Here is an 11,996-nt window from a genome sequence, read left to right as displayed (position 1 = left end):
GGCCCTGGTGACAGGGAGAACCGGGCGGGCGGGGCAACCCTGCCCGCCCGGTTGCGCTTTTGGGGTCCGACTCCCGCACGCGCAGCCCGAAGCCCGGATAGCGCGCTCAGATGGCCTTGAAGGTCTTCAAGTGAATGCTGGTCTCGGTGGCCGAGATGCCTTTGAGGGTGCGCAGCCGGTCCAGCACTTCGGACAACTGGTCGATGGTGGGCACGCGCAGTTCCGCCAGCAAGTCCCAACGCCCGTTCGTGTCATGCAGGCCCGCCACGGCGGGCTCACCCATCAGCAAGTTCACGATCTTGCGGGTTTCGTGGCCTTCTACGGCGATGCTCATCCACGCCACGATGTCGTCGGTTTCAGCTTCGGGGCGCAGCCGCACGGTATGACCAACGATGATGCCCCGCTCTTCCAGCTTGCGGATGCGGTTATCGATGGTGCCGCGCGACACGTCCAGTTTCTTGGCCAGGGTGGCGATCGACAGGCGGGCGTTCGCGCGCAGCAGCCCAAGCAGGCTTTGGTCTAGCGTGTCCATTGCAAAAAGTGCTAATCATGGCTGTCGGAATGCCAGAATCTTAGCGTTTCGTGTGGAATGTTGTCACTATGAATTGATTTGGGCATCAGCCAGAATTTCCTTTCCATAACTTGGGGAGAAAAAAATGACGACACTGCTCACGACGTCGGATGTGGCCAACATCATGGCCTTGCAAGGCTCGCAAAAGGTCTACACCGAACTGCTCGACTACGTGCTGGCGGACTTTTTGCGATGGCAGGAATTCGACAAGTGCGCGCGCGTCGCCAGCCATTCCCCCAACGGCGTCATCGAATTGATGCCCACCGCCGACCACGAGCTCTACAGCTTCAAGTTCGTGAATGGCCACCCCAATAATCCGCATGCCGGCCTATCCACCGTGATGGCCTTCGGCGCGCTGGCGCAAGTCAACACGGGTGAGCCGCTGCTGATCAGCGAACTGACGCTGACCACCGCCCTGCGCACCGCTGTCACCTCTGCCTTGGCCGCGCGGGCATTGGCGCGGCCGGATTCGCGGTCGATGGCCCTGATCGGCAACGGCGCGCAAGCCGAATTCCAGGCGCTGGCTTTCCACACCGTGCTGGGCATCGACACGCTGCACGTGTACGACGTGGACGAAGACGCCACCCGCAAGCTGCAAGCCAACCTGGCCGCCGTCGCGCCGTCCTTGCGCGTCGTCCGCTTTGATGGCACCGCCCAGGCCGTCAAGGGCGTGGACATCGTCACTACCGTGACGGCCGACAAGGCCTACGCCACGATTCTTTGCGCCGACATGGTCGAGCCGGGCATGCACATCAATGCCTTGGGCGGCGATTGCCCCGGCAAGACCGAGCTGCATGCCGATGTGTTGAAGATGGGCCCGGTGTTCGTTGAATACGAACCGCAGACCCGCATTGAAGGTGACTTGCAGCAGATGCCCGCGGATTTCCCGGTGACGGAATTGTGGCGTGTGCTGACGGGCCAGGCGGACGGCCGCCAGAGCGCGTCCGACGTGACCATCTTTGATTCGGTGGGATTCGCGCTGGAGGACTTTTCGGCGCTGCGCTGGCTGCGCGACAGCGCTGCCCGGCTGGGCGTGGGCACCCGCATTGAAGTGGCGCCGCAATTGCAAGACCCCAAGAACCTGTTCGACGTGGTGCGCGCGGCAACCCGCGTCACGACGGGTGGCGCGGGTTGAAGGCGTGGCTACGGCGCTTGGTTGACGGCCCCGTTGTTGACGGCCAGTAGTTGAAGAGCCTTAGTTGACGCGCGTAGTCGATGGCGCGTAGCTCTCGGCGATCACGCGGGCGGGGGCGTCTCGACCGAGGGTGTGCCGTCGTGGAACATGCCTTTCAGCAGAGTCCGTAGCTCCGGCGTGTTGGCATGTTTGTGTACGGTCGTGGCGTGCTGCACGGCGGCTTCCAGCAGTTCGTCGTCGGTATCCGCGACCAAGGCCACCGAGCAGTTCAGCTCGCTTGGGTATTCGCGGCAATCGATGTATTTGCGGCTCATGATGGGCTCCCTGCGCAGCGGCCCGGGGGCGGCTTGCGCGATGGAATATCCGACGCGCGGCGTAGTAGCAGGCACCGGGCAGGATGGCGCGTCACAGCGCACCCGATGATTTGAAAAGTATAGGTCCGCGGGTAGTCAGGCGGGGGGCGCAAATGAGGGGTCGGCCCCTGTTTTGATCCGACCCCCGCTAACCCTGAAAGCCTCGTAACGCCCTACGTCGCGTCGTCCGGCGGCGTTTCGTGCGACACCGGACGGCCCAGCAGATAGCCCTGGAAGTGCGAGCAGCCCTCTTGGGTCAGCCGCTCCAGTTGCGCGGCGGTTTCCACGCCTTCGGCGGTGGTGGGAATGTCCAGGCTGCGCCCGATGCCGTTGATGGCGCGGATGATGGCCAGCGCTTCCTTGCTGGATTCCACATCTTGCGTGAACGACTTGTCGATTTTGATCTTGTCGAAGTCGAACGACCGCAGATAGCCCAGCGATGAATAGCCGGTGCCGAAGTCGTCCAGCGCCACCTTCACGCCCAGCGCCTTCAGGCGGTTCAGGGTGCTCAGGTTGGTGGCGGAGTTCGCCAGCAGCACCGACTCGGTAATCTCCAGTTCCAGGCGCCACGCGGGCAGGCCGGAATTGGACAGGGCCGACTCCACCAGCGACACCAGCGCGCTGTTGGTGAACTGGGTGGCCGACAGGTTGACCGCCACGGTTTCGTGGTCGTCCCAGCGCATGGCTTCGGCGCACGCCTCGTGCAGGGTGAAGGCGCCCAGCTCGTGGATCAGCCCGGTCTCTTCGGCGATGGGGATGAAGTCGTCGGGCATGATCAGGCCCTTCACCGGATGCTGCCAACGCATCAGCGCCTCGCGGCCCACGATGCGGACATGGCTGGCATCCAGGATGGGCTGGTAATGCAATTGAAACTGCTGCCCCATGATGGCCTGGCGCAGGTCCATCTCGATTTCATGGCGCTTGAGCGCGGCGGCTTCCATTTCCGGTTCGAAGAACGCCAGGCGGTTGCGCCCGTTGCGCTTGGCTTCATACAGCGCCATGTCGGCGTAGCGCAGCAGGTGGTCAGCCGTGTAGTCCGGCGTTTCGGCCAGCGCGATGCCGATGCTGACGGTAACGGGCACGGTATGGCCGTCCACCTCGAAAGGCTGGCGCACCGCCTCGATCAAGCGGTCGACCAGCTTGCGCACATCTTCTTGCTGGCCGATGTTGGGCAGCACCACGGCGAATTCGTCGCCACCCAGCCGGGCAAGCGTGTCCTGCTCGCGCAGCACCTTGGGCAGGCGCTTGGCGAACAGGCGCAGCAGCTCGTCGCCGCAGGGGTGGCCCAGCGTATCGTTCACGCTCTTGAAGTTGTCCAGGTCCAGGCACAGCACGGCGGTGCGGCGGTCGGCGGCGCGGTTTTGCAGCGCCTTGAGCAGTTGTTCGCGAAACAGCCGGCGGTTGGGCATGCCGGTCAGCGTGTCGTGGTGCGCCATGTAGCGCACCTGCGCGTGGGCCGCGTTTTCGTCGGTGACGTCGTCGGAGATCAAGAGCGCGTAGCGCGAGCGCGGGTCGCTGCTGTGGAACACCAGCGTGCGCGTGCGCAAGGTGCGCAGGCCGCGCGCGGTGACCAGTTCTTCTTCGGCTTCGCGCAGCGCGCCGTCCGTGCGCAGGGCATCGTTGGTCAGGCGGTCGAAAAATTCGCAGACCGGCGCGGGCAGGCATTGCTGGGCAGTCTTGCCCAACATGTCGGCGCGGGTGGCGCCGAACGTGGTTTCGGCCTGGCGGTTGGCCAGCAGGATGTTGCGCGACACGGCATCCAGCACCAGCACGCACGACGGGATGTGCGACACCACGGCGTCCAGGAAGCTCGACAGCGAGGCCAGCTCGGTGTTGTAGTGCTCGGCCAGCTCTTTGGCGCGGACAAGCTGCTGTTCGCGTTCACGCCGTTCGGTGATGTCCCGCGTGACTTTGGCAAAGCCCAGCAGCGCGCCCTGGTCGTCGTGGATGGCATCGATCACCACGTTGGCCCAGAACAGCGTGCCGTCCTTGCGGACCCGCCACCCTTCAGCTTCAAAGCGGCCTTGTTCGCGGGCGGTGGCCAGTCCGCGTTGCGGCAGGCCCGACGCCTGGTCTGCTTCGCTGTAGAAGCAAGCGAAGTTCTTGCCGACGATTTCTTCCTGTGTGTAGCCCTTGGCGCGTTGCGCCCCGGCGTTCCAGTTGGCGACGGTGCCGTCCGGATGCAGCATGTAGATGGCGTAGTCGACGACACCCTGCACAAGATGCCGGTACATGACGTCGGAGTTGTCGATGATCATTGGATGTGACGGGAGCCGACCCCGCCGCGGGGCGTTGGTGCTTGCGATTGCGCTTGCGTTTGCCTGCGTGGGTCGTCCCGCAAAAAGACTGAGGGATATACGGCTTTACGTCGTATGACGGACGATAGTTAAGCCGAGCGCCCGAAAAGGCGCAAATCTAACGAATGATGTCGTGAAAAAGCAATTCATTGCATGCGGGCACGTTGCGCGCGCGTTGCGGGCATGCCTGCGCGTAGGGATGCGAACGCGCCGAGGCTTAGAGCTTTACCCGCTGCTTGAGTGCCTGCGCGATCATGCCGATGTCGATGTCCTTGCCCGGGTTCTTCTGGCAAAAGTCGTACAGCACCGCCACGTAGGCATTGCCCAGCAGCTTGGTGATGGCGCCGGCGGTGGTGGCGGCGATGGTGCCGCCCACGGCGCTGCCCGCGCCGGGTATGAACTTCAGCATGCCCGACACGACTGACCGGCCGATCAGCGTGGCGGCCGAGGCGCCCAGTGTGGATGTCACCAGCGTGGTGATGGCGGCGGTGTCCAGTTCCATGCCGAAGGTGATGCCGATCTTGGCGATCATGCCCACCTGGATCGGCACCAGCGCGAAGGCATCGGAAAACGGAATGGGCGCGGCGGCGGCCGACGCGGCCAGGCCGGCGGCCACGTTGACCTCTATCTCAGCCCGCTTTTTTTTTACTTCCAGGGCCTTCTTGTTGCGGGTGGACAGTGCGTTGGCGTAGGCCCGCTGCTGTGACTCCGGGATGTACTCGGCCGTGACCTCGATCAGCTTGTCCAGGCCCATCGGCGGCAGTTCCGCGTCCAGTTCCTCGATCCATTCCGGCAGCGCCCGCACCGCCACCACTTGCTTGGCGCGCGGCAGCAGGGCGCGCGCCTGCTCGACGAACGCGCTGTTCTTGCGGGCCTTGGTCAGCACCACCACCACCGGGATGCCGGCGTTGGCCAGCATGTCGGCAAGCTCGATCTCGGCGTCTTCCACGCGATGGCTGCTGTCCTGGATGCAAAGCCAGGCCACGTGCAGGTGCTTGTCCTGGTCGTCGGACGCGGAGCGTTCCTGGATCAGGTCCGTCAACTGCTGGCGCGAGCGCGCGTAGTCGCTGACTTCCAGGCCGCGCGTGTCGATGATGGTCAGCGGGTGACCGGCCTTGGTGTATTCCTGGGTGGTCTGGGTGACGGGTTTGCCCGCCCCGGTCTTGGCCAGTTCGCCCCGGAACACCGCGTTGATCAGCGTGCTTTTGCCTACCCCCGTCTTGCCCGCGATCAGGATGTTCACGCGGCCCGCGCCGCGCGTGGCCGTGCTGATGGCGTCGGCGATGGCGTCCTGCAAGGCGGGGGAGTCGGGGCGTAGAGGCATGGGGCGTTGGTGAAAAAAGAAGGGCTCGTGGGAACAATATCAGAAGGCGGTGCGCTCGTGCTGTGCGGGGGCCGCCATGGCGTCGCCTGCCTGGCCCTGTACCCCCATCGCTTTGCTGATGTCTTCCATGAACGCGACCGTGATGTCGTTCAGGTAGCGGCGCTTCTTGGCAACCATGCTGATGTCCACCTCGTAGTGAAAGGTGTTTGCGTCCAGCGCATGCAGCAAGCCGGCTGTGACATAGGGCGCGGCGAAGTGCTCGGGCAAATACCCCAGATGCGCGCCGGACAGGATCAACATCGCGGCGGCTTCCATGTTGTCGGCTTGCGAGGTGATGCGCCGGGGGCGGCCGGTGAACGAGGCTTCCGGCAGGGGATAGGTGCGCCAGGTCCAGTCGGCATCGGCCACGTCATCGACCGTGACGCGGCCCGCGCGCGCAGCCAGCGGATGCGTCGCGCCACAGTACGCCACCTGGCGCTCCTGGAACAGCGGGGTGTACTCCAGCATGGGGACACGATGCAGGAAGTAGCCCACGGCGATCTGTATGTCGTCCTTCAACAGCAATTCCTCCAGCTCGCGCGGTCCCCGGATCAGTACTGATAAGCGAACGGCTTCGTCCCGTTGACGAAAGCTGGCAATGGCGTGTCCGACACGCACGTTGTGCGCCATCGTGGCGTCTCCTATCAAGCCCAGCGTCAGGTCGCCCACCAACTGCCGATGCATGTTGCGTGCCTGTGCGCTGAAGTCGTTCAGCGAGGCGACCGCGCCACGCGCCAGTCTTTCAAAGCGCTGCCCTTTCGCCGTGAGCCGAAAGCCCCCGCGTCCGCGTTCGCACAGCCTGAAGTCAAGCCGGGTTTCCAGGGTGGCCAACTGGCTGCTGATGGTGGACTGGCCGACGCCCAGTATTTCTTGTGCGGCCGACAAGCCGCCCGCGTCGACGATGGCGAGGAAGACGCGGATCAAGCGGATATCAAGATCAGAAACTTGAGAAAGCATAGGGTTAGTACCTATCAAACGTTGATATCCATCGATGTTTGCAGTTCGAAGTAAATATGGAACGGCGATGGCGTCATTTCTATTATCCACAGGAACGTCGGGCAGGTTGAACGAGATGTCCTGCACAAAACAAGGCGGCCGGTCGCGGCGATAGCAAGCAACGGCAGTGAATCACTTCTATGTGAGTCGTTGTTTTTTTAGCGTAGGAAGTGAGGAGGCTACGGACATGATCCTGGATATCGCCGTGATCGCGATTTACCTGGCGGCGATGCTGCTGCTGGGCTGGTTTGGCATGCGGCGCGCGAAGACGCATGAAGACTATCTGGTGGCGGGCCGCAACCTGGGGCCGGGCCTGTACATGGGCACCATGGCCGCCACCGTGCTGGGCGGCGCCAGCACGGTGGGCACGGTGCGGCTGGGGTATACCTACGGCCTGTCGGGGTTCTGGCTATGCGGGGCGCTGGGCCTGGGCATCATCGTGCTGAACCGGGTGCTGGCCAAGCCCTTGCTGAAACTGCGCATCTTTACCGTGACGCAGATCCTGGAACGGCGGTTCAGCACCGGCGCCAAGCACGTCAGCGCCTTGGTGATGATGGCCTATGCGCTGATGCTGGCGGCCACGTCCGTCATCGCCATCGGCACGGTGATGGAAGTGCTGTTCGACCTGCCGTTCTGGGTAGCGGTGGTGGTGGGCGGCGGCATTGTCGCGGTGTATTCGGCGCTGGGCGGCATGTGGTCGCTGACGCTGACCGACATTGTCCAGTTCGTGATCAAGACGGTGGGGCTGATGTTCGTGTTGCTGCCCATCTGTCTGATGCGGGTCGGGGGCTGGGACGAACTTGTCGCCCGCCTGCCCGCCGCCAGCTTCGACCTGACCTCGATTGGTTGGAGCACGATCATCACGTACTTCGTCATTTACTTCCTGGGCATCCTGATCGGCCAGGAGATATGGCAGCGCGTGTTCACCGCCCGCGATGAGCGCGTGGCGCGCGTGGCGGGCACCGCCGCCGGCTTGTATTGCATTGTCTACGGCCTGGTCGGCGCCTTGATAGGCATGACGGCACAGGTGCTGCTTCCCGGTTTGGAAAACGCCAACAACGCCTTCGCGGCCATCGTGCAATCGCAGTTGCCGGACGGCATACGCGGGCTGGTCATCGCCGCGGCGCTGGCGGCCATGATGTCGACCGCCAGCGCCACGATGCTGGCCACGGCCACGGTACTGGCCGAAGACCTGCTGCCGGCCCTGCGTGGCGGGCGGTCTTTCAAGGACCTGCGCGTGCACCGCGTGATCACGCTGCTGGCGGCGCTGTCGGCGGTGGGCATTGCGCTGGTGGTCGACGACGTGCTCAGCGCGCTGACCTGCGCCTACAACCTGTTGGTGGGCGGCATGCTCGTGCCCTTGTTGGGCGCCATCTACTGGCGCCGCGCGACCACGGCCGGGGCCGTTGCCAGCATGTTGCTGGGCTGCGTGGCCGCGATCATCTTCATGGTCAAGGACGGCCTGGCGGCGAACTCGCCGATCTACGCGGCGCTGGCGGCCAGCGCGGCCAGCTTCGTGCTGATCAGCCTGATGGGACGCGCCGGCGCGCCTTATGGCCAGCCCGCGGCGGCGCCGGCGGATGCCGACTGATCCCGGCGCATCTCGTGGCGCCAACCCATCGGCGCCGCTTTATCGACCCCACCTTATCTACCCCTGTTCAGGAATACAACATGAGCTTTACCCCGGAACGCCTCGCGGCGCTGCGCGCCCGCTTTGGCGGCGACAACGAAGCCTCCATCCATGACGCCCACTTTCGGGCGGTGGCCGCGAACATCATCGACAACAGCGGCACGCGCAGCGCGCCCTATGCCGGCATGCCCACCTTGCTGGACGCGCCCGCGCGATACATCGACTGGCAGTCGCCCGACTTCGGCGACCTGCAGGTGGCGCTGGCCGGCGTACCGATGGACCTGGGCGCCAGCAACCGCAGCGGTTGCCGCTTCGGGCCGCGCGCCTTGCGCGCCATTGAACGAGTCGGCCCATACAACCACGTGCTGCGCTGTACCCCCACGCGCGACCTGCGCGTGGCCGACATTGGCGACGTGCCCATGCGCAGCCGCTTCAGCCTGGAGCAATCGCACGAAGATATCGAAAGCGCCTATGCCCAGATCCAGGCGGCGGGCGTCATTCCCGTGTCGGTGGGCGGCGACCACTCCGTCACGCTGCCGATCCTGCGCGCGCTTGGCCAGCGCGAGCCGGTGTCGCTGATCCACTTTGACGCGCATTGCGACACGGGCGGGCCGTTCGACGGCAGCCGCTTCCATCATGGTGGCCCGTTCCGCCAGGCAGTGCTGGACGGCGTGCTGGACCCCACCCGCACCATCCAGATCGGTATTCGAGGGTCGGCGGAATACCTGTGGGAATTCTCGTATGAATCCGGCATGACGGTGGTGCATGCGGAAGACATCGCGCGCGTGGGTTTGCCCGGCATCATCGCGCGCGCCCGCGACGTCGTTGGCGACACGCCCGTGTATGTCTCCTTCGATATCGATTGCCTGGACCCCGCCTTCGCGCCGGGCACGGGCACGCCAGAGGTCGGGGGCGTGACGGTGCGCGAAGCGCAGGCGATATTGCGCGGGCTGGCCGGCATCAACATCATTGGTGGCGACGTGGTCGAAGTGGCGCCCGCCTATGACGCCACGGCGAACACGGCGCACGCGGGGGCGCAAATTCTGTTCGAAATTCTCAGCCTGATCAGCATTCGGCACGCGGGCTGACGGGGCCGGATCGCCTTGCAGGAAAGTCGCTTGCAATTGCCTATCGCTTTGGCGCAAATGGTAATGGAAGGTACCAGCGCGGTGGGCACTGCGCGCAACGGGTTTAGTACGACATGCATGGTGCCGATGCACGGAAATGGTGCCGATTCGGCGCATTCGGCCACCTCCGTTCCGCTATGTGGGAAGGAGGCTTTCCGCGCGGTGCACGCCCAAAAATAGGGGGCGAATGCACCCATTCCACGTTGTTACATCTCAAATGTTTCTAAGCGCCTGGGACGGGAAGCGGCTGCGTAGAATCAGCGCCTCGTAAGGTTTCGCCGCGCTTTCAGCGGCACCATTCATGACCCGTTTTGCCCTCGTTCCTCGTCTGCTTCGCTCGCGTCCTTTGACCAAGGGCTTTCGCTATCTATACCGCTATACCCGAGACGGGGCCTATCGGCACAACGAGACGCTGTGGCCGCTAGTGAAGGTGCGCCGCGACGGCCGCGAACGACTGGTGGCGTGCGACCTGGTTGGTGTGCGTGGCCCGGCGACGCTGCCGATGGCGCAGGTGCCGCAAGACATACGCGGCGACGCACACCTGATTCTTAGCGGCCCCTCGGTTGCCCAGATCGACTACGCGCGGTGCCGTCTGGGCACCGTCATGGGGGTGAACGGATCCATCGCGCTGCAACGCGCGCATCCGACGTTGCGCTTTCATTACTACGCGATGCTGGATGCGGGCTTCGTCAAGCGTCGGCGCGATCTGGTGGCCGATGTGCTGTCGCAGGACCTGCTGCTGTTCGTGACGCCCGAGGTGTATCGCTGGATCTCGTTCCTGTTCGATGCGAAGGCAGTCCGCTGCCGCATCGCGCTGTTCGAGGAAGTGCATCAACGTGCGCTGCAACCGCGCGCGCAGCCGGACGAGCTGGAGGCGCAGTTGGCCACAGACCCCGAGCTGGTGCTGTTCGACGCCCACAACCCCCAGCACGCGCACGGCTTCAGCTTGAACCCGGCGCGCGGGCTTTTCGGTGGCGGTACCGTCGCCTACACGGCCCTGCAACTGTTGGCCTGGATGGGCGCTCGCACGCTGTACCTGCATGGCCTGGACCTGACCGCCTCGGCGGGTCCGCGTTTTTATGAACAACCCGGCGCGCAGTTGGCCACCGCGCTGGACCGGCAGTTTGCCGGACACATCGAACCCGCGTTCCGGCAGGCCAGCCGCCTGTTGGCCGAGCGTGGCGTCAAGGTCTACAACCTGTCGGTCGACAGCCGCCTGGGCGACGACGTATTCGAAAAGCGTCATTGGAGCTGTTTGCTCAATCAAGGGGAATCTCCGCCATCCCCGCAACGGCTTTCAGGCCTTTCATGATGAAAATTCTCTACACCAACTTCCACCAGGGCGATGGGGGCGGTCATACCACCTACGTCATGTCCTTGGCGCGCATGCTGCGCCAGCGTGCCCAGATCACGGTTGCCGCGCCGCGCGGCAGCCGTCTGCTGGCCGAAGCGGACGCCTTGCCCGGCGTGCATTCGATCGACCTGGAATTCAAGGGCCGGCCCTTCCAGCAATTGGGCGCCTTGCACCGCCTGCGCACGTTGTTGCGCAAGGAACGGTTCGACGTCATTCACGTGAACGGCTCGGCCGATCACCGTCTTTGCATGCTGGCCGCCGTGGGCATGGGCGCCAAGCGCCCGTTCATCGTTTACACGCAGCATAACGACCGCAGCGCCAAGAGCCTGGGCGTGCGCGTGCGGGCCAAGTGGGGCACCAACCGCGTCATCTGCGTCTGCGGCCACACGTTCCGGCGCATGAAGGAATCGGTGTACCGCGACGAAGACCTGCGGGTGGTGCTCAACGGCGTGGATACGCAGAAGTACCAGCCGGCGACCCCCGAACAAGCCGCGCAGGCACGCGCCGCGCTGTTGCCCGAGGGCTTGCGGCGCCGCTTCGTGATCGGCAGCAATGCGGGCACCGCGTCCTACAAGAATTGGCTGGACATGGTGACGGCTGTGTCGCTCCTGCCCGAGCATCAGCGCGACCAGGTCGTGATTCTGATTGCCGGCAAGGAACCCGATGCGGAACAGCGCCAGCGCGTGGCCGATCTGGCCATGACGCATCAAGTGGTGTTCACGGGGCTGCTCGACGACGTCCGCCCCGTCCTGGCCGCGATGGATGTGGGTTTTGTCTTGTCGTCCCGGCTGGAGACGATTTCATTCGCCTGCCGCGAAATGATGGCGGCCGGCAAGCCGGTCATCGTCAGCAAGGTGGGCGGGCTGACCGAGAACGTCACCGACGGCCGCAACGGCTGGGTGGTGGCCCCCGGAGCGGTAAGCAACGTCATGACGACCGTGTCCGCCATCCTGAACGACCGCGGCATCCTCGCGCGGATGGGCGAAGACGCCCGCAACACCGCGCTGCGGGAGTTTTCGCTGGCCCAGTTTGTGGGTGAGACCGAGCAGGTGTATCTGGAGGGCAGGACGCCGGTCCGGCGATTCGGCCTGACGTCCTGATCGCGGTCTTGCGGGTGTCATGAAAAAGGTCCGGCGCTGAACTGACCCCCAGAAGTTGGAGAGTCAGAAG

Annotated in this window: 10 protein-coding genes; 5 read left to right on the top strand and 5 right to left on the bottom strand. The window is 64.5% G+C overall.

The genetic code is table 11. The annotated features are described in order from the left end of the window. Positions 1-106: 106 nt before the first annotated feature. Positions 107-532, bottom strand: coding sequence for an Lrp/AsnC family transcriptional regulator (locus tag CVS48_RS04545; RefSeq protein WP_100853437.1), 426 nt, complete (start codon positions 530-532; stop codon positions 107-109). Positions 533-656: 124 nt separating this feature from the next. Between CVS48_RS04545 and CVS48_RS04540 the strand changes: the two genes are divergently transcribed. Beyond that, complete coding sequence (locus CVS48_RS04540) at positions 657-1,706, top strand: ornithine cyclodeaminase (RefSeq protein ID WP_100853436.1); 1,050 nt, start codon at positions 657-659, stop codon at positions 1,704-1,706. A 101-nt stretch (positions 1,707-1,807) separates the two neighbouring features. Here CVS48_RS04540 and CVS48_RS04535 read toward each other — a convergent pair whose 3' ends face one another. From CVS48_RS04535 to CVS48_RS04520, 4 genes are all read right to left on the bottom strand, one after another. Next, positions 1,808-2,020, bottom strand: coding sequence for a DUF1059 domain-containing protein (locus CVS48_RS04535; RefSeq protein WP_100853435.1), 213 nt, complete (start codon positions 2,018-2,020; stop codon positions 1,808-1,810). Positions 2,021-2,232: 212 nt separating this feature from the next. Continuing rightward, a complete protein-coding gene (locus tag CVS48_RS04530; RefSeq protein ID WP_100853434.1) occupies positions 2,233-4,317 on the bottom strand; it encodes a putative bifunctional diguanylate cyclase/phosphodiesterase in 2,085 nt (694 codons plus the stop codon). 256 nt (positions 4,318-4,573) lie between these two features. Next, positions 4,574-5,680, bottom strand: a complete 1,107-nt coding sequence (locus tag CVS48_RS04525; protein ID WP_100853433.1) for a YcjF family protein — start codon at positions 5,678-5,680, stop codon at positions 4,574-4,576. A 39-nt stretch (positions 5,681-5,719) separates the two neighbouring features. After that, on the bottom strand, positions 5,720-6,676 hold the full coding sequence (locus CVS48_RS04520; protein ID WP_100853432.1) for a LysR family transcriptional regulator: 957 nt from the start codon (positions 6,674-6,676) through the stop codon (positions 5,720-5,722). 226 nt (positions 6,677-6,902) lie between these two features. Between CVS48_RS04520 and CVS48_RS04515 the strand changes: the two genes are divergently transcribed. The 4 genes from CVS48_RS04515 to CVS48_RS04500 all read left to right on the top strand — a co-directional run bounded on the left by CVS48_RS04515 (position 6,903) and on the right by CVS48_RS04500 (position 11,926). Beyond that, a complete protein-coding gene (locus CVS48_RS04515) occupies positions 6,903-8,306 on the top strand; it encodes a sodium:solute symporter family protein (protein ID WP_100853431.1) in 1,404 nt (467 codons plus the stop codon). Between the two features lie 80 nt (positions 8,307-8,386). Further along, positions 8,387-9,433, top strand: a complete 1,047-nt coding sequence (gene speB / locus CVS48_RS04510; protein ID WP_100853430.1) for an agmatinase — start codon at positions 8,387-8,389, stop codon at positions 9,431-9,433. 340 nt (positions 9,434-9,773) lie between these two features. After that, positions 9,774-10,784, top strand: coding sequence for a hypothetical protein (locus tag CVS48_RS04505; RefSeq protein WP_100853429.1), 1,011 nt, complete (start codon positions 9,774-9,776; stop codon positions 10,782-10,784). Next, positions 10,784-11,926, top strand: coding sequence for a glycosyltransferase (locus tag CVS48_RS04500; RefSeq protein WP_100853428.1), 1,143 nt, complete (start codon positions 10,784-10,786; stop codon positions 11,924-11,926). Before CVS48_RS04505 ends, CVS48_RS04500 begins: the two co-directional genes overlap by 1 nt. The last annotated feature ends 70 nt before the right edge of the window (positions 11,927-11,996 follow it).

Origin of the sequence: Achromobacter spanius (genome assembly GCF_002812705.1) — a bacterium.
GTDB classification, from domain to species: Bacteria; Pseudomonadota; Gammaproteobacteria; order Burkholderiales; family Burkholderiaceae_B; genus Achromobacter; species Achromobacter spanius.
Note: the sequence above shows the minus strand (reverse complement) of the source record. Positions and strands in the feature narration are given on the sequence as shown.